The organism is Rheinheimera gaetbuli, from assembly GCF_054781935.1.
On record NZ_BAAGTL010000012.1, the window covers coordinates 273341 to 294266 of the forward strand.

Below are 20926 nucleotides of genomic sequence, written 5' to 3' on the forward strand. Positions count from 1 at the left end.
AAAGCAGGGTTTGTAGTTAATTTAAGCAGACTTAGTTTGTGGCTGGGTAGCTGTAACTGGAGCCCAGGCCTAGTGGGATATCTAACGCCCAGAAGCCGAGCAAGAACGCAGTCCACAGTACCAGCATTACCACTGAATAAGGCAACATAAGCGCTACAAGGGTACCTATACCGCTATTTTTGACATACTTCTGACAAAATACCACGATCAGCGGGAAGTAGGGCAGTAGTGGCGTGATGATATTGGTAGAGGAGTCACCAACCCGATACGCAGCCTGTGTTAGATCAGGTGATACGCCAAGCTCCATCAACATAGGCACCATAATCGCGCCAATAAGTGCCCATTTTGCCGATGCAGAACCTACTACCAAATTAACAAAACCCGACAAGAATACGATACCCACCAGCGTCATGCCTAAAGGAAGGCCCATGGCTTTGAGCGCATTGGCACCTTTTAAGGCCAGCAGCACGCCCAGGTTAGACTGGCTGAAAGCATATAAAAACAAGGCACAGAAAAACGCCATAACAATGTAATAGCCCATACCACTCATGGCATGACTCATTCCAGCGACGACATCACGATGGTTTTTCACTGAGCCTGAGACATAGCCATAGACAATACCCGGCACCAGGAAAAAGATAAAAATAATGCTGACAATAGATTTCATCAATGGTGCAGCAGCGGTAAGTAGCGGGTTAACACCCGGTAATACCTGCTCAGGTTTCGCTGCCCAGGGCGTCGTTTCTGGTAATGCTATGGTTAACACTAACAAGACGATTACTGCCAACATGGACAAGCCAGCCGCTTTCAAACCACGTAATTCGTTCGGCTTTAGTGCGTCCATTGTTACCATCTGTGAAGTATCACCGTCTACTTTGGTGGCTTTTAAGCGTGGCTCTATCACTTTGTCGGTAAGTATCCAGCCAATAATAACAATCAGAAAAGTAGAGGCAGTGGTAAAGAAATAGTTATTCAGCGGATTTACCGTTACCGTGGGATCTAAAATTTGCGCCGAAGTTTGTGTTAAACCTGCTAGCAACGGGTCAAGGCTGGAGGGTAAGAAAAACGTAGCAGAAAATCCGCCTGATACACCAGCAAAGGCAGCAGCAATACCGGCCAGCGGATGACGCCCCGCGGCATAAAATATTACTGCACCCAGCGGTACAACTAACACGTAGCCAGCATCTACTGCGACATGGCTTAACACACCAACGGCAACTAACACGGGTGTTAACAGCATTTTAGGTGTTACGGTTAAAATAGAGCGCAAACCGGCGTTAATAAAGCCGGTATATTCTGCTACCCCCAAACCCAGCATGGCAACCAGCACTACGCCTAAGGGGGGGAAGGTAACAAAGGTATTAACAATGTTGGAAGTGAAATTGGTTAATGCATCGCCAGACAGTAAATTAACAATTTGTATTTGTTGGCCTGAACGCGGATCTAATTCGGTAAAGGTTACGCCGGATAGTAGCCATGAAATAACCCAGACAATCACCATCAGCAAGGCAAATAACACAGCTGGATCGGGTAACTTGTTACCTACGACTTCTATCGCATTGAGCGCGCGGTTAAGCCAACCGCTTTTTTCAGCAGGCGCAGTATGTTCTGACATTTTGGTTCCTTTCTTATAGTTTTGTTTCACTCTGCCTGCAGACAGAGGACCCTGGATACAACACAACGGCTTATAATACACAAAAAGCCGCAGATGATAAGGCTAAAGTGTGCTGGCTGCTGCCAGCCGGTTGTGAAAAAGGAGAGCCTTGCTCTCCTTTTCGGGTAGTAATGTCGCTATTATTTAGCGTACTGGCGCAAAATGTCTGCTTTGTCGGTTTGCTCCCATGGGAACTCTTCGCGGCCAAAGTGACCATAGGCTGCAGTTGGCAGGTAAATTGGCCGCGCCAGCTTTAACATTTCAATTAAACCGTACGGGCGCAGGTCAAAATGCTCGCGTACCAGCTTAATCAGTTCGTCTTCGCTCAGTTTGCTGGTGCCAAAGGTTTCCAGACTGATCGAGGTAGGCTCTGCTACACCGATGGCATAAGACACTTGCAGCTCACAGCGATCGGCCAGGCCGGCGGCAACAATATTCTTCGCCACATAACGTGCAGCATAAGCGGCTGAACGGTCTACTTTGGACGGATCTTTACCGGAGAAAGCGCCACCACCATGACGTGCCATGCCGCCATAGGTATCAACAATGATCTTACGACCAGTTAAACCACAATCGCCCATAGGGCCACCGATAACAAAACGGCCGGTTGGGTTAATAAAGAATTTAGTTTTGCTGGTTAACCATTCTGCCGGTAGCACTGGCTTAATAATGGTTTCCATTACTGCTTCACGTAAGTTTTCAGTGCTGATGGTGTCGCAGTGCTGGGTAGACAGTACTACAGCATCGATACCTACCGGTTTGCCGTCTTCGTATATAAAGCTAAGCTGTGATTTTGCATCAGGGCGTAACCATGGCAAGGTTCCGTCTTTACGCACTTGTGCCTGGCGCTGCACCAAACGGTGTGAATAGGTAATAGGTGCTGGCATTAACACGTCAGTCTCATTGCTGGCGTAACCGAACATTAAACCCTGGTCGCCAGCGCCTTGCTCTTTTGGATCGGCACGGTCAACACCCTGATTAATATCTGGTGATTGCTTGCCAATGGCGTTTAACACGGCGCAAGAGTCGGCATCAAAGCCCATATCAGAGTGGGTATAGCCAATTTCACGCACTGTTTTACGGGTGATTTCTTCAATATCTACCCAGGCTGAGGTGGTAATTTCGCCGCCAACCAACACCATACCGGTTTTAACGAAGGTTTCGCAGGCTACGCGGGCTCTTGGATCTTGTTCAAGGATTGCATCCAGTACGGCGTCTGAAATCTGGTCAGCGATTTTATCCGGGTGTCCTTCAGATACCGACTCAGAAGTAAAAATATGTTGGGCCATAGGTTGTATTCCACTAAATAAGGTTAATGCCGTAAGTTTGCCGGGCAAAACAGCCAGCGAACCAAAAAAATAGGCGCGTATTCTAGAGAAAGTACCATTACTTTGCCAGAAAAATCTGCCGCCCAGACGTCTTTAATGCTATTTTAAGTTGCTACTTACGTTAGCACAGCTTGTTGGATCTGCCAGCTAGCAAATTCTGTTAACCGGCAGATTTAAATTTGCCATACGGCGGACGCTCTGGGAAAATAGCGCGCCGTACGTCTTAACATGTCAGCATTATAATAATCAGCTTCGTCAGGTGAAGCCGCGCAATGTCAGGAGTGAAGATGCCATCTCGTAAACAACTCGCCAACGCGATCCGTGCCTTAAGCATGGATGCAGTGCAAAAAGCTAAATCAGGACACCCGGGCGCCCCTATGGGCATGGCTGATATTGCCGAAGTGTTGTGGCGTGATTTTCTAAAACACAACCCGCAGGACCCACAGTGGCCAAACCGCGATCGGTTTATTTTATCCAACGGCCATGGTTCTATGCTGCTGTATTCTTTGTTGCATTTAAGTGGTTACGATTTAAGCATTGATGACCTGAAGCAGTTTCGTCAGTTACACTCCAAAACGCCTGGTCACCCGGAGTACGGTTATGCGCCGGGCGTAGAAACCACTACCGGCCCGCTGGGGCAGGGCATTACTAATGCGGTGGGCATGGCGATTGCTGAAAAAGCTTTAGCCGCGCAATTTAACCAGCCTGGCTACGACATTGTTGATCATCATACTTACACCTTCCTCGGTGACGGCTGTTTAATGGAAGGTATCTCGCACGAGGCCTGCTCATTGGCCGGCACTTTAGGCTTAGGTAAATTAATTGCCTTTTGGGATGACAACGGCATTTCAATTGATGGCCATGTTGAGGGCTGGTTTACCGACAATACCCCGGCGCGATTTGAAGCCTATGGCTGGCAAGTAATCAGTAATGTTGATGGCCATGATGCCGCTGCTGTGGAGGCTGCTATTACGCAGGCCAAGGCCGACACCACTAAGCCGACATTAATATGTTGCCGCACGGTAATAGGATACGGTGCGCCAAATAAAGGCGGCAGCCATGATTGCCATGGTGCACCGCTGGGTGATGCTGAAATTGCTGCAGCACGTGATTTTTTGCAGTGGCCGCATGCACCATTTGATATTCCGGCTGATATTTACGCTGATTGGGACGCCAAAACCAAAGGTAGCGCGCAGCAACAAGACTGGCAGCAATTGTTTGCCCGTTATAGTGCAGCATTTCCTGAGCTGGCCTCTGAATTCAGCCGTCGTGTAGCTGGCCAGCTACCGGCAAATTGGGCCGAGCAATCTCAAGCTTACATTGCACAGTTACAGGCCAATCCTGCCAATATTGCCAGCCGTAAAGCTTCACAAAATGCATTAAATGCTTTTGGCCCGTTGTTACCCGAGTTTATGGGCGGCTCGGCGGATTTAGCCGGCTCTAACCTGACTATCTGGTCTGACAGCAAGCCACTTACCGCTTTAGATGCCAGCGGTAATTACATTTACTACGGCGTACGTGAGTTTGGTATGTCGGCTATTATGAATGGTATCGCGCTGCATGGCGGTTTTGTACCTTACGGCGCTACCTTTTTGATGTTTATGGAATATGCGCGTAATGCGGTGCGCATGGCAGCACTTATGAAGCAGCGGGTGATCTTTGTTTACACTCATGATTCTATCGGTTTAGGTGAAGATGGCCCTACGCACCAGCCGGTTGAGCAACTGGCGGCGCTGCGTGCTACGCCAAATCTGATGAACTGGCGCCCTTGCGATCAGGTAGAGTCGGCAGTCGCCTGGAAAGCGGCAATTGAGCGCACTGACGGTCCGACAACATTAATCTTCACCCGGCAAAATCTGGCGCAGCAAGCGCGTAGTGCGCAGCAACTGGCAGATATTGCCCGTGGTGGTTATATTCTGCGTGACTGCGCAGGCACGCCAGAGCTTATTATTATCGCTACCGGCTCTGAAGTTGAGCTGGCAATGCAGGCTGCTACTAAGCTGGCAGAGCAGGGGACTGCAGTGCGCGTAGTCTCAATGCCATCTACCGATGTGTTTGAGCTACAAGATGCCACGTACCGCGAAGCAGTATTACCGGCATCGGTAACTAAGCGTATTGCCGTTGAAGCTGGCATTACCGACTGTTGGTATAAATATGTTGGTTTAACCGGTAAAATTATCGGCATGACCAGTTTTGGTGAGTCGGCGCCGGCCGAGCAGTTGTTTGAACACTTTGGTATTACCAGTGAAAAAGTGCTCGAAGCGGCTGAGCAGTTACTGGCGTAATGTTTAATACAATGGGATCAATTCTGGTCCCATTTTTCTATGTGGTGTTATGGCAATCAGACTGGCAATAAACGGCTTTGGCCGTATCGGGCGCAATATTTTACGCGCTATTTATGAAAATGGCTGGCAACATGAGCTGCAGGTAGTAGCAATTAATGAGCTGGCCGACGCTAAAGGTGTAGCGCATTTGCTGAAGTATGATACTTCACACGGACGCTTTGGCTTTAGTGTCGGCGCCTACGACGGTGGTATTACTGTAGCTGAGCATAAAATAGCCTTGTTTTCCGAGGCTGATCCGCTGGAGTTGCCATGGAGCGAGCTCGAAATTGATGTGGTACTGGAATGTACCGGCGTATTCCACAGCCGCGAGCATGCCAACTGGCATTTAACGGCGGGCGCGAAAAAAGTATTGTTTTCGCACCCGGCTGACACCGATATCGATGCCACTATTATCTATGGTATTAACCACAGTAGTTTAACCGCAGATATGACGGTGGTGTCGGCAGGGTCTTGCACCACTAACTGTATCGTACCGGTGATCCAGGTATTGGATCAGCATTTTGGCGTTGAAAGCGGTACTATCACTACTATTCATGCGTCGATGCATGATCAACAAGTTATAGATGCCTACCATCCGGATTTACGCCGTACCCGCGCGGCCAGCCAGTCAATTATTCCGGTCGATACTAAATTGGCGCTGGGCATTGAACGTATATTACCGAAGTTTGCCGGTCGCTTTGAAGCCATAGCGGTACGGGTACCCACCGTTAACGTGACGGCAATGGATTTAAGCGTCACCCTGCATCAGGACGTTAGCATAGCCGCGGTTAATCAGGTGCTGAAGCAAGCTCGCATTGGTGAACTGGCCGGTATTTTGGATTACACCGAAGAACCTTTGGTGTCAGTGGATTTTAACCACGACGCGCATTCTTGCATTGTGGATGGTTCACAAACCCGCGTTAGTCATAAACGGCTGGTAAAATGCCTGGTGTGGTGTGACAACGAATGGGGCTTTGCTAATCGTATGCTCGATACTGCAAGGGCGATGATGTAAACGAATTTACTACTAGGAGCAACAAATGTCTGTTATTCGCATGAGCGATTTGGATCTTAACGGCAAACGTGTACTGATACGTGAAGACTTAAATGTGCCGGTAAAAAACGGCAAAGTAACCTCAGATGCAAGGTTAAAAGCGGCCATGCCTACCATTGAATTAGCGTTGAGCAAGGGCGCAAAAGTAATGGTGATGTCGCACCTGGGCCGGCCACAAGAGGGCGAGTATGAGGCAGAATCATCGCTGCAACCGGTGGTGGATTATCTGGCAGAAGCATTAACTGCACCAGTACGTTTAGCCGCTGATTATCTTAATGGTGTCGACATTGCCGCAGGCGAGATAGTGGTGTTTGAAAACGTGCGCTTTAATAAAGGTGAAGGTAAAAACGACGATGCGCTGGCGCAAAAGCTGGCGGCATTGTGTGATGTCTTTGTTATGGATGCCTTTGGCACCGCGCATCGCGCTCAGGCTTCTACCCATGGTGTGGCGAAATTCGCGCCTGTAGCCTGTGCCGGCCCGTTATTAGTAGCAGAGTTGGAAGCGCTGGCGGCCGCGCTAAAAAACCCGAAACGGCCTTTGGTAGCCATTGTCGGTGGTTCTAAAGTCTCTACCAAGCTTACCGTGCTGGAGTCGTTATCCGGCATAGTTGATCAGCTTATTGTTGGCGGCGGTATTGCCAACACCTTTATTGCCGCTAACGGCAATAATGTTGGCAAGTCTTTATATGAGGCTGATTTAATGCCTGAGGCGCAACGTCTGATGGCACAAGCCAAAAGCCGTGGCGGTAACATCCCGGTACCTACCGATGTGGTTGTTGGGCAAGCGTTCAGCGAAACAACACTGGCAACGTTAAAGCCGGTATCAGCGGTTGACAATGAAGACATGATTTTTGATATCGGCCCTGATACCACAGCAGAGCTGGTTAACATTTTAAAATCAGCTGGCACTATCGTTTGGAATGGCCCGGTAGGTGTGTTTGAGTTTGAACAATTTTCCGCAGGCACCAAAGCACTGGCACAAGCGATTGCTGACAGTGATGCCTTTTCAATTGCCGGCGGTGGCGATACCCTGGCCGCGATTGATAAGTACAATATTGCTGACAAAGTGTCCTATGTGTCGACTGGCGGTGGTGCCTTCCTTGAGTTTTTAGAAGGTAAAACTCTGCCGGCAGTGGCTATACTGGAACAACGCGCACTACCACAATAATAAAAACGTCATATTAAAACTGTACCCTAAAAGATTAAGAGAGGATTTCATGGCCCTTATTTCCCTGCGTCAAATGCTGGATCATGCTGCCGAATTCGGCTACGGCATACCGGCTTTTAACGTAAATAACCTTGAGCAAATGCGTGCAATCATGCTGGCTGCCGATAAAACCGACAGCCCGGTCATAGTGCAGGCATCTGCCGGCGCGCGTAAATATGCAGGAGCGCCTTTTTTGCGCCATTTAATTCTGGCTGCGGTAGAAGAGTTTCCGCATATTCCGGTGGTAATGCACCAGGATCACGGTACGTCGTTGGGTGTATGCCAGCGCTCTATTCAGTTGGGTTTTTCGTCGGTAATGATGGATGGCTCTTTGGGTGAAGACGGTAAAACACCAATGGATTACGCCTACAACGCTGATATAACCCGTAAAGTTGTCGAAATAGCGCATGCCTGTGGTGTGTCTGTAGAGGGCGAGTTAGGTTGTTTAGGGTCACTGGAGACCGGTGCGGCTGGCGAAGAGGATGGCATAGGTGCAGATTGCATTTTAAGCCATGACCAGATGCTAACTGACCCAGAGGAAGCCGCTCAGTTCGTGCGGGAAACGCAGGTTGATGCGTTGGCAATTGCTTGTGGTACCTCACATGGTGCGTATAAGTTTAGCCGGCCACCGACAGGCGATATTCTGGCTATTGATCGGATAAAAGCCATACATGAACGCATCCCCGATACCCATCTGGTAATGCACGGCTCATCGTCAGTACCACAGGAGTGGCTGAAAATCATCAATGAAAACGGTGGTCAGATCCCAGAAACCTATGGCGTTCCGGTAGAGCAAATTCAGCAGGGTATTAAGTACGGTGTGCGTAAGGTAAACATTGACACAGACTTGCGTTTAGCCTCAACCGGTGCTATTCGTCGTTATATGGCACAGCATCCGGCAGAGTTTGACCCGCGCAAATATTTACAAGAGTCAGTCAAAGCTATGACAGAAATTTGTATTGCCCGTTATGAGGCATTTAATGCCGCAGGACACGGCAGTAAAATAAAGCCCATTTCATTGGATGATATGGTGGCACGGTATCTGTCAGGTCAACTGACACCGAACATTAAATAAGCAAATAATTTAATAAGTTATATCTATTTAATTTTTAAATGTTTAACTGTGCATAATTTGGGTAAAAAGCTGCAAAGTATAACAGGAACAGAGCAGACCTCTGGACGCCTGCGTCGTCTTGACAAGGTCGTTTTTAACTGTAATGATGCGGACGGTTTACCCTCTAACCGAGGGCTTTGTTGTCTCCGTAAACAACATGCCCTTACTACTTCAGGTTACGTTAATCAGCAATAATTGGTTGGGAACTATGTTTAACAATAAAATTCGCAAGAGTCTTGTTGCAACAGCTCTGGCCGGTACTTTCGCTCTGTCGGCGAATGCACTGGCAACAGATTTAAAAGCGTTGCATCAGGAAGGTAATCAAATTCAGCGCGCAGCTGTGCAGTCTCAAGAAAAAATCAACAATATCTTTGACCAGTCTCAGGAATTGCTCGGTGAGTACCGCCAGGTTGTTGACCAAACAGAAAACCTGAAAGTGTATAACGATTTTCTGGCCACTTTGGTTGCTGACCAGCAACGTCAAATTAACTCTATTCAGCGTCAGATTGATGGTTTAGAAAATACTAACAAAGGCACAGTGCCGTTAATGTTCCGTATGATTGACGCATTAGAGCAGTTTGTTAAAGCCGATATTCCGCTGCGCACTGAGCGTCGTATGCAGCGTGTAGAAAACCTGCGTGAAAACATGGCTCGCTCTGACGTACAGCGTTCAGAACAGTTCCGTCAAATTCTTGAAGCATACAGCATTGAGATGGGTTACGGTTCAGAATTAGCTGCATTCCAGGGTACTTTGACCATCGGCGGCAGCGAAATGACAGTCGATTACGTGCACTTAGGCCGTTTGGTCTTAATGGCACAGTCATTAGATGGCAGCACTGGTTGGGTATGGAATAAATCAACGCAAAGCTGGGACGAATTACCAGATTCGTACATGAATTCAGTGACCAATTATATCAAGATGGCGCGTCGTGAAGCCCAGCTTGAAATGGATCGTGTACCTTTATTCGCAGCGGAGTAAGAGCAAATGAGCATGAAATTTAAATCTTTCGTCGTAGCTGCGGCAGTAACGCTTTCCGCGTCTATGACTTTTAGTGCAGTAGCTGATACCGCCAAGTTGGATCAGTTACTTGAACAAGTAAAAAAACAACGTGTTATTGAAGGCCGGGTTAATCAGGAGCGCGAGCGAGCGTTTTTAGCTGACCGTGCAGATAAACAAGCATTATTAAATACAGCTAAAAAAGCTTTCAGCGATGAAGAAGCCCGTGGTAAGCGTTTGCAAAAGCAATATGCTGACAACGATATTCTTATTGCACAAAAGCAAACTGAACTTGAAAGCGCTCTGGGTACCATGGGTGAGGTTTTCGGTGTAATTCGTCAGTCTGCTAACAAGGCAATCGGTGATATTTCTACATCATTGATCAGTGCTCAGTACCCAGACCGTGATGTACCACTGCGTACTATCGCTGAAGCTAAAGAAATACCATCTTTGCAAGAGATGGAAGATCTGTGGTTAGCTATGCTGACCGAGATGACTGAGTCAGGTAAAATTGCCAGCTTTGATGCTGAAGTAGTAAAACTGGATGGCGGTACTGAAAACCGGCGCGTAACCCGTTTTGGTACTTTCCACGTGACTGCTGAGCAAGAGTATCTGTTACGCAATGATACTACTGACCAGTTGCAGCCGTTAGGCCGTGCTCCGCAGGCGAAAATTCATGATTCTGTAGCAGACTTCCACAAAGCATCTGCTGGCGAGTTAGTAGGTTTCTACCTGGATCCAACTAAAGGTAACTCACTGCTGCGGTTGAACCAGCAGCGCAACACTATGATGGATTACTACCATCAGGGTAAACAAGTTGGTTACCTGATCACTATCTTATTGGCGATTGGTTTACTGATTTTTGCTGAGCGCTTTATTGTACTGAGCGTTGTTGGCGCGAAAATCCGTGCCCAGCTGAAAGATTTGGCTAACCCATCAAAAGACAATCCGCTGGGTCGTATACTGACGGTTTATCACCAGAATACTTCTGCCGACGTAGAAAACCTGGAACTGAAACTTGACGAAGCTATCCTGCGTGAAACACCAAAAGTTGACCGTGGTATTGGTATTATCAAACTGTTCGCTGCAGTTGCACCGTTAATGGGTCTGTTAGGTACCGTAATCGGTATGATTCAAACGTTCCAGACCATCACATTATACGGTACTGGTGATCCAAAACTGATGGCCGGTGATATCTCTCTGGCACTTGTTACAACTGCACTGGGTCTGATTGCAGCTTTACCGTTGATCTTTTTACACAGCGTTGTTGCTTCAAAAGCGAAATCAATCCTGCACGTTTTAGATGAGCAAAGCGCCGGTATCGTTGCTGCTCATGCGGAGAAGGAGAAAGCCTAATGATGCTCCAGCTTATTGAGCTGTGGGAATCGGTACAGGATTTTATACATACCGGTGGCAACGTGTTATACGTTGTCGCCCTGGTGCTCTTCGTTATGTGGTTTATGATGCTAGAGCGCTACTGGTACGTGACATGGGTATTCCCGAAACTAAAACGAGATATTATTGCTCGTTGGGATGCCCGTGCAGATACCACATCATGGTATGCACATAAAATTCGCGATACCTGGATTTCCGAAGCTACGCTTCAATTGGATCAAGGCATGTTGCTGATTAAAACGCTCGTAGCTATGTCACCTTTAGTTGGGTTACTAGGTACGGTTACCGGGATGATTGCAGTGTTTGATATTATGGCTGCAATGGGAACAGGTAATCCAAGAACTATGGCTGCTGGTATTTCGATGGCTACAATACCAACAATGGCGGGTATGGTTGCTGCATTATCAGGCGTATTTTTCAGTTCGCGGCTGGAAGTTAAAGTTAAACGGGAAAAAGCAGATCTCGTTGACAGCTTACCGCATCATTAAGAGAGATTTTTATGGCACGTAAACGTATTCGTGAAGACGATGAAGCCGCAATCGACATTACGCCGATGATGGATATCGTGTTCATTATGCTTATCTTTTTCATCGTTACGACGTCTTTCGTTAAGGAAGCGGGTATCGATGTTAATAAACCAGAAGCAGCTCAGGCGCAGAAAAAACCAAGCGCTACCATCTTTATTGCTGTCCGTGCAAACGGCGAAATTTGGATGGACAAGCGTACTGTTGATATTGAGCGGGTTTCTGCCAACATTGAACGGTTAAGAGCTGAATCGCCAACCGACACTATTATTGTGCAAGCGGATAAAGAAGCTAAGCACGGTATAGTGATGGAAGTGATGGATCAGATTAAAGCAGCTGATCCGGCATTGGTGATTAGTATCGCCGGGGAGACTAAGTAATTATGGCACGTTTCCTGACATCGTTATTAATCGGTGCTGTGGTAACGTTCGTGCTGTTTCTGATTATGGCTCTTCTGGTTAAAGGTTCCGGAGAGCGTTCGGTGGTAGATCAAGAGCGTATAGTGATTGAACTAAACACTACGCCACCCGATTCAGATACACAGACACGTCGGCCACCACCACCACCACCACCGCCACCGCCGGCGCAGCCGCCAAAGGCTCCGCAGCCTGAGCCTGATACGGCAAATGCTGGTGGTACTATCGGCTTTAATATGCCGGGATTAAACCTGGGTTCTGCAAACGCAGGCTTAGGTGACCCGTCAGGCATGATGCGCGACGGTGACGCAACACCCATCGTGCGTATTGAGCCACGTTATCCGGTACAAGCAGCCCGTGATGGTTTGCAAGGTTGGGTGCGTCTACGTTTTAGCATAATGGAAGATGGCAGTGTTGATGAGGTTGAAGTAATTGAAGCCGAACCACGTCGCGTATTTGACCGTGAAGCTATTCGTGCACTGCGCCGCTGGAAGTACAGCCCTAAAGTGGTTGACGGCAAGCCGTTAAAGCAAACCGGGCAGGTAGTTCAGCTTGATTTCACTCTCGATATGGCAGGAGGTTAATATGAAAAAGTTTAATAAACTTACCTCAGCTCTGGTTGTTATGGCCGCCTTGGGCGTAGCTGTAGCACCGGTATCGGCTGCGGTGCAGCCGAATATGGCCAAAGTGGAAGAACGTAAAGCACGTAAAACACAAATAGTTGGTGAACGCGTTGGTAAAACATTGGTTAAAGCCTTTGATTTATACAACGAAGATAAAGTTGACGAAGCTATAGCTGTTTTGCTTGATACTAAATCCAGCAACGAGTTTGACACTGCTACGCTGAACCGTTTTTTAGGTAATTTATATGCCACTAAAGACGAAAAGCAGGCGATTAAATATCTGACTCTGGCGGTAAAGCCTGATCAACTGACATTTAATGACCAGGCAGCGACAATGAAGCTATTGGCTGATTTGCTTATTCAGGACAAACAGTATCAGAAAGCGATTAAAGCTTATGAAGACTGGATTATGTTTACTGGTGAGCAAAATGCAGATGCCTATTTGCGTATTGCTAATGCCTATTGGTTGACAACGCAGTACGATAAGGTGCTGCCAGCTGCTGACGATGCTATTCGTTTTTCACCAAAACCAGCTGAAGGCCCATACCAGCTCAAAATGGCTGCTTTATATGAATTAAAGCGCTACAAAGAGTTGATCTCTGTTGTTGAGACTATGGTTCAGTTGTTTCCGGAGAACAAGCAGTTTTGGGTTTATCTTGGCAACTTTTATACCTTAACTGAAGAGTATGGTAAGTCTTTAGCTACGCTACAGATGGCATATTCTCAAGGGTATCTGGAAAAAGACTCTGAAGTGCGGATGCTGGCACAAATGTTTGCGAATAATAATATTCCTTACAAAGCGGCCAGTGTGATGGAAAAGCACATGAAGGAAGGCTTGGTTAAGAAAGATAAAAATAACATTAGTTTTATCGCTTCTAACTATCAGTCTGCCCGCGAGTTTGCCCGCGCCGCCGAGTATTACGGCGAGTTGGCTAAACTGACCAACGACGCCGATGCATATCGTCGCCAAGGTTCTGCTTTGGTATCTGTTCAGAAGTATAACGAAGCTATTGCAGCTTTTGATAAAGCTCTTGCTCTGAACGTAGATAAGCCTGGTCCGGTTTATATGAGTCTGGTAGATGCTTACTTTAATCAGAAAAAGTACAAAGAAGCCTATGCAGCTTTGATGAATGCGAAGAAAGATCCTGCCATGTCACGTCAAGTGCGTAGCTGGGAGTCATACATCAAAGATAAAGCGAAACAAAAAGGCATTACGCTGTAATAAAAAACCCCACGTTAGTGGGGTTTTTTTTATCTGCAATATAACCGGGTAGATTAATTACTATAACTGTTGGCTTTCGGCTTCTAAATTACGCAAATCGTGTAGACGGTACTTATCTATTAATGCATACAAGGTTGGCCGGGTAATACCCAAACTGTCAGCAGTTTTAGATAAATTTCCATTTGCCAGGGTGTAAGCGTGGCGAATAGCATGAGTTTCTGCCTGTTCACGTACTTTTCTTAAGGTTTCCGTTTTACTGCTTTGGTTACTTAACCCTAAGTCAGCTTCAGAAATATGTTTGCTGTCGGCCAGAATAACGGCTGATTTCAATTTATTTTGTAATTCGCGGATATTACCTGGCCACTGATAGTGCAACATCGCTTGCATAGCTGATTCGCTAAAGCCTTGAACCCGGCAGTTAAACTCATCATTAAAACGATGTAACAAGGCTTTAGCAATGACAATTATGTCGTGGCCGCGTTGGCGTAGTGGTGGTATGGTCAGGCTAATTTCACTGATACGGTAGTATAGATCTTCACGGAAGCTTTGCGCTGCAACCATTTCAGCCAGATTACGATGGGTGGCGCATATTACCCTGACATTTACTTCGATTTCCTGGCGGCCACCGACACGTTCAATGACGCGCTCTTGCAAAAAACGTAGCATTTTAGCTTGCAGACTAAGGGGCATATCGCCTATTTCGTCCAATAACAAAGTGCCGCCATTTGCGCATTCAATTTTTCCCAGCGTGGTTTTATTTGCTCCGGTAAAAGCGCCTTTTTCATAACCAAACAGCTCACTCTCCAGCAAATTTTCTGGAATAGATGCACAGTTGATCGCGACAAAAGGTTTGTTTATACGCGGGCTTTGGCGGTGGATTGCCCGGGCAAACACCTCTTTACCTGTGCCGCTTTCACCAAGCAATAGTGTGGTTATTTCAGTGGGGGCGATTTTCTCTACTGTACGACAGGCTTTTAAAATAGCTTCGCTATTGCCGATGATATCGCTATTGTTAACATTCGCTGATTTAAGGGCACGATTTTCTGTTTCAAGCTCGCTGATTTTGAATGCTCTGGCTAAAATAATATTCAGGACGTCGGTATTTATCGGCTTTTGATAGTAGTCGTACGCACCAAGTGCCACAGCTTTTAACGCATGTTCATTATCGGTATTGCCTGTGATAACAATGACCTTGCAATCAGGTTGTGTTGCCAGAATATCACTGAGGCAGGCAAGGCCCTCAGAGGCATTTGCCGGATCGGGCGGTAGGCCTAAATCCAGTGTCACAACCGCGGGCTCATAGCGACGTAACTGCGTTAATGCACTGGACCTGTCGGCCGCAAAAACCAGTTCGTAATCACTTAAACTCCATTTGAGCTGCTTCTGGATCCCAATATCATCTTCAATAACCAAAACTGTTTTCATGCCACGATCCTTGTAGTTACAACCTGATACTTATTAGTGTAACGGAAGCGTTAAAGTAAAGGTAGTTCCAATACCTTCAGTACTTTTAACCAAAAGTTGCCCGTTATGTTGTTGGGCAAAGTGTAGCGCATCATAGGCTCCCACGCCCATACCTGAGTTGCCTTTTGTTGAGTCAAAGGGTTTAAATAGTCGAGTACTGATAAAATCTGCGGACATGCCGCAACCATTATCAGTGATCTGCAAGATAAATTGCGCCTGCTGCACATCCAGCGATACATCAATACGGCCATTTTCAGCTGTTGCATGCTGTGCGTTGTCCAGCAGATGATAGATAACGCTGCTAAAGCGATCTTTATTAAGCTGCAATTGGCATTGTTTAAGTACACGAAGCTGCGGTAGTGGTTTCTTCGCCGCACAACGTTGTGTAATAACGTGCTGGATTACATCAGCAGCATCAAAGATGCTTACGACATCATTGTTAAGCCGCTTACAGCTTAGTTGCGCTAACATGTTTTCCAGACGCTGTTGCATGGCTGAAAGGGTGTCGAAGGTGTCTTCAATAAATTCCGGATTGTGCCTGTGTTTTTTTGCGTTTTGTAATGTGAGATCAATTTGAGCTTTAACGTTTTTCAAATCATGTACTACAAAAGCAGACATACGACTGAATGCGGCAAACTGTGCATTTTCACTGAATACTTTACTTGCTTCCATTAGCAGTAAATAACTTGCTGCTTGCTCGGTAACTAACATCAGGTAGTCACGCAATTCCCAGTTTAATTGTTGTTTATCAATGTCGGGGGTATTAATCATACATAATCCCCACAACTCGCCCTCGGCGTGAATGGGTAGCAGTAATTGTACATCAAGGTTGTATAAATCTTGCTGTTGTTTGACAAAGCTGTTGTCGAGGTCAGACAGATCGACTATCCAGTGTTGGTCGGCAAAACGTTGTTTATAACGGGATATTAGTTCTAGTTCGTCAGGTGTTAGCTCGCTGCGATTAGTTATTGCCAGGCAATAAGGTGTTGTGGTGTACGGTAATCTAACCAGGCAACCCCGGCTATAGCCCACAGCACTTAGCCAGGCGTGTAAAATGGCATCATATTGATTCGCTTTACTCAGATCGATTTGACGGAGCAGGCGTGTCAGCTCGAGCCATTTCAAACGATAATCAAATTTGTTGGCAAAGAAATGTTTTTCGATAAACACTTTGAGCTTTCTGCGCAAAGCGCCGGAAAACAGCAGAAACGCCAGCATCGCAAAACCCAGCGCAAAGAAGGTAGCTTGCAGCAGGTTTGACCAGTTTCCGCCAATATATCGGATATAAAACCCAGCAATTGCAATAAGACACAAGTAAGCACCAGATGCCAGTACCAGTGAACTTTGTAGCACGATATCCCTTGAGACATAAACGCTGATACCCCAAGCGCTGATGCGTCGTACTGACAGTATCATAAATGGCAGCAATGCTGCGCAAACATAACCTCTTGCGGCCCAAAGCTGGTTGTCTACCTGAGCAAATAAAGCAGACTCTGCCAACAAGACAAAATCAAACAGCAGGCAAAGCCCAAGGCTTATAACCATAGGTTTGTATTGCCACCGGTCATCACCGGCGCGTCGATACAACGCTTCGAGAAACGCTAATTGTAAAATGCACAGCGCCAGACTGCCGGTGAAAATAAGGTTATCGGATATCAGTTGCCAATAGCAAAGCGGATACCATAGCAATAATATGGCGGTTAACAGTTGCGCTGCTTTGTTACGGATAAGCAGACTGAAGTTGCTGGTTACAGAGTTAAGAGCACTGATTAGAAATAACAGCAGGACATAGTATCTTAATAGTTCAAACAGTAGCGATATGCTCGAACTATAAGGCGTAACAGTATATAGCAAGTAGTAAGCTGCCCAGGCGCAACATATCAGTGTCCAGCCCAATAGCAGTAAACGTGGCAGGTTTTTGACCCTGGTTACCACTAGTAACAAAAAGAAGATCAAACTGGCTGCAGCGGCGAGCGCGTAGCCCACTTTGTCTAGTGCAAGATATGGCAGAAAATCCATTTATTATGGTCCGTTAAATAAAACATCAGAGATACAGTTAGTCTGCTAACAGCGGTAATAAGAACTGTACCGGTATAGCATAGCTAATGGCGCTGGGATCACTGAGTACAGCTTCACGGGTGGATTTGACAAACACTTTGTTGATGATGCCGATTACCTGAGCTGTACGGGCATCGTACAACGGGCTACCGCTGTTGCCTGGGTACGCTGTAGCGTCGAGTTGATACACCATATAGGGCTGCTTTAATCGCAGTAACGCTGCAGTCTGCAGCTGGCTGGAATTATCAGCAGGAGCAGCGATAGGGGTTATCGCTGAAATAATGCCCTTATGCGTTGCCGGATAAAGGCCGAGTACATTGGTTATAGGAAAGCCGGTGAAAGCGATTTCGGTGCCTTCAACGCGTAGCTTAGCGTCAGCAAGCTCGGTAGATGGCAGGGCGGTGTCAATGGATAGCACCGCCAAATCGTATGCTGGTGCCGTTTTTGTCTGTGTTATGCTGTGCATCTGTATGTCAGAGCCAGTGCCGGACAACACCACATAACGCTCATTTCTTACTGCACTCAGTACCGGCGCAATGACGTGGTAGTTGGTGACAATTTTTTTACCATCAGCAACAACAAAACCAGTGCCAGTTAACCGTACTCTGGGCGAGCCTAGCGGATCATGTACGCCGATGGCAACGATGGAGGGTTTAATTTTACTGATGCTGTCACTTAGGGACATTTCTGCCTGACTGGTCCAGGTTAGGATCAACAGCATCACGGATAACATCTTTCGCAACATTTCGACAATCCATATCTAAGTATTTGTGCTATTGAGTAATCTTAGCGCAGTTTCTGCTAAATAGCTGCGCTATTCTGTGGCGCTAACCAGATTATGTCTCATACTAAAACAGTTGTTATCAGTCTAAGGATAGTGCTGAGATGCCTAATAAGACCAACACAGAAATAGTACCCATTTTTTCCGGTGGTGGTACCCGGTTAAGTTGCTATATCGGTATTTTACACGCATTGCTGGATATGGGCTTTGTGTTTCGTCATCTGGTAGGCGTGTCCGGAGGTAGCATAGTTGCGGCACTGTACGCTGCCGGTTGGAGTCTACCGGATATTAAAGCGTTGGCTTTGCAAACCGATTTTAGGCAATTTTGGAGTTTTTCCTTTTCATCATTGATCCGCACAGGTGGGTTATGTAACGGCAACAAACTGGAAGCCTGGTTGGACAAGCAGTTAAAAGGGATAACGTTTGCCGAATTGCCCTATGATTTACACATACTGGCAACAGACATTAATGGCGGTGGCCCTGTTGTTTTTAATCGTGATAAAACACCAGATTTTAAAGTATCTAAAGCAGTGCGTTTTTCTATGTCTATTCCGCTGTTTTTTTCGTTTCAGCAGTTTGAAAATCATATTATGACCGATGGTGTAATCTTGTCTGAAGATGCGTTGCACCACGATTGGTCAGGTGCTGGATTGCCATTAATGTGTTTTCGTTTAAAAAGCGATGCCGAAGCCAAGCCATTGCAACCGAGGCGATATTTTCCTGCAGTGTCTTACATCATGATGTTGATCAGAACCTTTATGAGTGCAGTATCACGTGAATACGTGCATGCCGAGTACTGGCATAATACGATAGTGGTGAATACAGGTAGTGTATCTTCTGTCGATTTTGCCATGACAGCTGAACAAAAAGAGCAGCTATTTGATATAGGTTATAACACGGTAACCAATATAGTACCGCGTAAACTGTCGGTATTGTTTCAGCCTCACAGTACTAAAGATATCGGTTGATATGGTGTTAAACTAAATTCATAAGCCACCGCTATAGTGGCTTAAAAATATTGGCTGTTTAGCACTTGCCGCGACGAATTATCTCTTGAGCCATTAAATCTGCGACCACGCTGGTAGACTGTTGTTCAGCGTCTGCACGACGGAAAATAGTCTGCAGAGTGTCGTAAATTGCCAGTACTTTAGCTGTTGATTCATCAGCGTTATAACCTTGCGGACGCATTTCAAAGGCTACGTTGATAATTCCACCGGCGTTAATAACGTAGTCTGGCGCATACAGAATGCCTTTTTGCCGTAATACTTCACCATGACGTGCTTCTTTTAATTGATTGTTGGCACAGCCACCTATTACCCGGGCTTTTAACTGTGGAATGGTGTCATCGTTAATAGTAGCGCCCAGTGCACAAGGTGCGTAAATGTCGGCATCCACAGCATAAATCTCATGCAAGCCTACTGCTGTGGCACCAAATTGATTAACCGCGCGTTGCACGGCGTCTTGATTAATATCAGTAACAATCAGGTGTGCGCCTTCTTTATGCAGGTGCTCGCACAGATAGAAGCCAACACTGCCTAGACCTTGTACCGCTACTGTTTTACCTGCCAGATTGTCAGAGCCAAACTGGTGTAACGCGGCAGCTTTAATACCACGGTAAGTACCCAGTGCAGTAAAGGGGGCAGGGTTGCCACTTTTACCCTCTAAACCAGCAACATAAGGTGTTTCTTTGTTGACGTTCATAATATCACCGGTAGTGATATTGACGTCTTCAGCACTGTAATAGCTACCAGACAGCCGGTGCACCATGCGGCCAAAAGCGCGGAACAACGCTTCAGATTTAATGGTTTTGGCATCACCAATTATAACGGATTTGCCACCACCTAATGGCAAGCCTGCCATGGCGTTTTTGTAGGTCATACCGCGTGACAAGCGCAGCACATCATTAATGGCTGCCTCATCTGATTCGTAATTCCATAAACGGCAACCGCCTACAGCCGGACCCAGTGCGGTGCTGTGTACAGCGATAATAGCTCTTAAACCGGTTTCTGCGTCGGCGCAAAATACCACTTGTTCATGATTTTCGAATTCAGGATGATTAAAAACTGCCACGACCGATTCTCCGTTTTGCACTGCTGCTTGCGACAGTGCTGACTTTGTTAGTTAGGTTGGTTCTGCTCCAACTTTTGCGCCGCGCAATGTAACATTTCACCTGGGGTTTCACCACAACACCACTAAAAAATACCCTGGTCAGTCCAGTGTGTTGTCGACAATCTTTCGCAACACTTGATTGTTGAAACTGACTCCCCTAAAGTAACGCCACTAATCGTTGAGGATGTAAAGTTATGAGTGAGCAGTTAACTCAGCAACAAATTGAACTGGCGGAGCAAACCAGACAAGAATGGGTTAGAACCCAGTATCAAAAAGCTAACGAGTATTTAGCCAGTAAAGGCATATTGCCAGATAATGTAGCTGTGTCTGAAAGCCGTTATTTGCCGCCGTACTTTGCGGTATGGAAACTAAATACTAAAGATAAAAAGTCGTTTTGGGTTATCAGCGGTGATTTACCTACCGACCATATGCCGTTTTCTACAGCAAACAATGCCAGAGAAGCAGTGCGGGCTTTTTCATTACATTGGCAATTGAAAGCACAGCAGATCATTGATGCGGGAGTTACTGAGCAAACGCAAAAAGATTTTGCTAATTTGCTGGTTAACAGGGCGCACAGTTTATACGATATGTTCAATGCTGATGAGCTGTGGCAACAAGAATCTGTCAGCTAACAAAGTGTTTAGCTGACATTAATA

Annotated in this window: 18 protein-coding genes; 12 read left to right on the forward strand and 6 right to left on the reverse strand. The window is 46.5% G+C overall.

Translation table 11 applies throughout. From position 1 onward, the window contains the following. Nucleotides 1–31 precede the first annotated feature (31 nt). Entirely contained in the window at nt 32–1615 is a 1584-nt protein-coding gene (locus ACYVIC_RS11845) for an AbgT family transporter (protein ID WP_460860181.1), read from the reverse strand. A gap of 179 nt (nt 1616–1794) precedes the next feature. Continuing rightward, a complete protein-coding gene (metK, locus tag ACYVIC_RS11850; protein WP_460860183.1) occupies nt 1795–2943 on the reverse strand; it encodes a methionine adenosyltransferase in 1149 nt (382 codons plus the stop codon). Nucleotides 2944–3269: 326 nt separating this feature from the next. Between metK and tkt the strand changes: the two genes are divergently transcribed. The 10 genes from tkt to ACYVIC_RS11900 all read left to right on the forward strand — a co-directional run bounded on the left by tkt (nt 3270) and on the right by ACYVIC_RS11900 (nt 13858). Continuing rightward, complete coding sequence (gene tkt, locus ACYVIC_RS11855) at nt 3270–5267, forward strand: transketolase (protein WP_460860184.1); 1998 nt, start codon at nt 3270–3272, stop codon at nt 5265–5267. A 49-nt stretch (nt 5268–5316) separates the two neighbouring features. Beyond that, nucleotides 5317–6321, forward strand: coding sequence for an erythrose-4-phosphate dehydrogenase (epd, locus tag ACYVIC_RS11860; RefSeq protein ID WP_460860186.1), 1005 nt, complete (start codon nt 5317–5319; stop codon nt 6319–6321). A gap of 25 nt (nt 6322–6346) precedes the next feature. Beyond that, nucleotides 6347–7528, forward strand: coding sequence for a phosphoglycerate kinase (locus tag ACYVIC_RS11865; protein WP_460860187.1), 1182 nt, complete (start codon nt 6347–6349; stop codon nt 7526–7528). 49 nt (nt 7529–7577) lie between these two features. Beyond that, complete coding sequence (gene fba, locus ACYVIC_RS11870) at nt 7578–8642, forward strand: class II fructose-bisphosphate aldolase (RefSeq protein WP_460860188.1); 1065 nt, start codon at nt 7578–7580, stop codon at nt 8640–8642. A gap of 247 nt (nt 8643–8889) precedes the next feature. After that, complete coding sequence (locus ACYVIC_RS11875; protein ID WP_460860190.1) at nt 8890–9660, forward strand: DUF3450 domain-containing protein; 771 nt, start codon at nt 8890–8892, stop codon at nt 9658–9660. Nucleotides 9661–9672: 12 nt separating this feature from the next. Further along, on the forward strand, nt 9673–11034 hold the full coding sequence (locus ACYVIC_RS11880) for a MotA/TolQ/ExbB proton channel family protein (protein ID WP_460860191.1): 1362 nt from the start codon (nt 9673–9675) through the stop codon (nt 11032–11034). Next, nucleotides 11034–11561: a MotA/TolQ/ExbB proton channel family protein gene (locus ACYVIC_RS11885; protein WP_460860193.1), complete on the forward strand. Its 528-nt coding sequence runs from the start codon at nt 11034–11036 to the stop codon at nt 11559–11561. The genes ACYVIC_RS11880 and ACYVIC_RS11885 overlap by 1 nt, the downstream gene beginning before the upstream one ends. An 11-nt stretch (nt 11562–11572) precedes the next feature. Continuing rightward, nucleotides 11573–11977, forward strand: a complete 405-nt coding sequence (locus ACYVIC_RS11890) for an ExbD/TolR family protein (RefSeq protein WP_460860195.1) — start codon at nt 11573–11575, stop codon at nt 11975–11977. 2 nt (nt 11978–11979) lie between these two features. Continuing rightward, the gene (locus tag ACYVIC_RS11895; RefSeq protein ID WP_460860197.1) at nt 11980–12597 is read left to right on the forward strand and encodes an energy transducer TonB; all 618 of its coding nucleotides are present in this window, start codon (nt 11980–11982) and stop codon (nt 12595–12597) included. Between the two features lies 1 nt (nt 12598). Then, nucleotides 12599–13858, forward strand: coding sequence for a tetratricopeptide repeat protein (locus ACYVIC_RS11900; RefSeq protein ID WP_460860199.1), 1260 nt, complete (start codon nt 12599–12601; stop codon nt 13856–13858). Nucleotides 13859–13918: 60 nt separating this feature from the next. Here the strand turns inward: ACYVIC_RS11900 and prsR are convergent, their stop codons facing one another. The 3 genes from prsR to ACYVIC_RS11915 are packed head-to-tail and all read right to left on the reverse strand — an operon-like array spanning nt 13919 to nt 18125. Continuing rightward, nucleotides 13919–15283 (reverse strand): PEP-CTERM-box response regulator transcription factor, encoded by a 1365-nt coding sequence (gene prsR / locus ACYVIC_RS11905; RefSeq protein ID WP_460860201.1) that lies wholly within the window; start codon nt 15281–15283, stop codon nt 13919–13921. Nucleotides 15284–15316: 33 nt separating this feature from the next. Then, entirely contained in the window at nt 15317–17341 is a 2025-nt protein-coding gene (prsK, locus tag ACYVIC_RS11910; protein WP_460860204.1) for an XrtA/PEP-CTERM system histidine kinase PrsK, read from the reverse strand. Nucleotides 17342–17378: 37 nt separating this feature from the next. Further along, nucleotides 17379–18125: a S1 family peptidase gene (locus ACYVIC_RS11915; RefSeq protein ID WP_460860206.1), complete on the reverse strand. Its 747-nt coding sequence runs from the start codon at nt 18123–18125 to the stop codon at nt 17379–17381. A gap of 140 nt (nt 18126–18265) precedes the next feature. On the opposite strand from ACYVIC_RS11915, the gene ACYVIC_RS11920 reads away from it, so the two are divergent. Further along, nucleotides 18266–19129, forward strand: coding sequence for a patatin-like phospholipase family protein (locus tag ACYVIC_RS11920; protein ID WP_460860208.1), 864 nt, complete (start codon nt 18266–18268; stop codon nt 19127–19129). A gap of 58 nt (nt 19130–19187) precedes the next feature. Here ACYVIC_RS11920 and ACYVIC_RS11925 read toward each other — a convergent pair whose 3' ends face one another. Then, nucleotides 19188–20231, reverse strand: a complete 1044-nt coding sequence (locus ACYVIC_RS11925; RefSeq protein ID WP_460860210.1) for a Leu/Phe/Val dehydrogenase — start codon at nt 20229–20231, stop codon at nt 19188–19190. A gap of 233 nt (nt 20232–20464) precedes the next feature. On the opposite strand from ACYVIC_RS11925, the gene ACYVIC_RS11930 reads away from it, so the two are divergent. Next, on the forward strand, nt 20465–20902 hold the full coding sequence (locus ACYVIC_RS11930; protein WP_460860212.1) for a DUF4826 family protein: 438 nt from the start codon (nt 20465–20467) through the stop codon (nt 20900–20902). The last annotated feature ends 24 nt before the right edge of the window (nt 20903–20926 follow it).

What these genes read in the sequence shown, in the direction of transcription:
- ACYVIC_RS11930 (WP_460860212.1), top strand. Translation starts at nt 20,465, where the DNA reads ATGAGTGAGCAGTTAACTCAGCAACAAATTGAACTGGCGGAGCAAACC.
- ACYVIC_RS11900 (WP_460860199.1), top strand. Translation starts at nt 12,599, where the DNA reads ATGAAAAAGTTTAATAAACTTACCTCAGCTCTGGTTGTTATGGCCGCC.
- ACYVIC_RS11865 (WP_460860187.1), top strand. Translation starts at nt 6,347, where the DNA reads ATGTCTGTTATTCGCATGAGCGATTTGGATCTTAACGGCAAACGTGTA.
- ACYVIC_RS11880 (WP_460860191.1), top strand. Translation starts at nt 9,673, where the DNA reads ATGAAATTTAAATCTTTCGTCGTAGCTGCGGCAGTAACGCTTTCCGCG.
- ACYVIC_RS11890 (WP_460860195.1), top strand. Translation starts at nt 11,573, where the DNA reads ATGGCACGTAAACGTATTCGTGAAGACGATGAAGCCGCAATCGACATT.
- ACYVIC_RS11875 (WP_460860190.1), top strand. Translation starts at nt 8,890, where the DNA reads ATGTTTAACAATAAAATTCGCAAGAGTCTTGTTGCAACAGCTCTGGCC.
- prsK (WP_460860204.1), bottom strand. Translation starts at nt 17,341, where the DNA reads ATGGATTTTCTGCCATATCTTGCACTAGACAAAGTGGGCTACGCGCTC.
- prsR (WP_460860201.1), bottom strand. Translation starts at nt 15,283, where the DNA reads ATGAAAACAGTTTTGGTTATTGAAGATGATATTGGGATCCAGAAGCAG.
- ACYVIC_RS11920 (WP_460860208.1), top strand. Translation starts at nt 18,266, where the DNA reads ATGCCTAATAAGACCAACACAGAAATAGTACCCATTTTTTCCGGTGGT.
- ACYVIC_RS11895 (WP_460860197.1), top strand. Translation starts at nt 11,980, where the DNA reads ATGGCACGTTTCCTGACATCGTTATTAATCGGTGCTGTGGTAACGTTC.
- tkt (WP_460860184.1), top strand. Translation starts at nt 3,270, where the DNA reads ATGCCATCTCGTAAACAACTCGCCAACGCGATCCGTGCCTTAAGCATG.
- ACYVIC_RS11845 (WP_460860181.1), bottom strand. Translation starts at nt 1,615, where the DNA reads ATGTCAGAACATACTGCGCCTGCTGAAAAAAGCGGTTGGCTTAACCGC.
- ACYVIC_RS11915 (WP_460860206.1), bottom strand. Translation starts at nt 18,125, where the DNA reads ATGTTGCGAAAGATGTTATCCGTGATGCTGTTGATCCTAACCTGGACC.
- metK (WP_460860183.1), bottom strand. Translation starts at nt 2,943, where the DNA reads ATGGCCCAACATATTTTTACTTCTGAGTCGGTATCTGAAGGACACCCG.
- epd (WP_460860186.1), top strand. Translation starts at nt 5,317, where the DNA reads ATGGCAATCAGACTGGCAATAAACGGCTTTGGCCGTATCGGGCGCAAT.
- ACYVIC_RS11885 (WP_460860193.1), top strand. Translation starts at nt 11,034, where the DNA reads ATGATGCTCCAGCTTATTGAGCTGTGGGAATCGGTACAGGATTTTATA.
- fba (WP_460860188.1), top strand. Translation starts at nt 7,578, where the DNA reads ATGGCCCTTATTTCCCTGCGTCAAATGCTGGATCATGCTGCCGAATTC.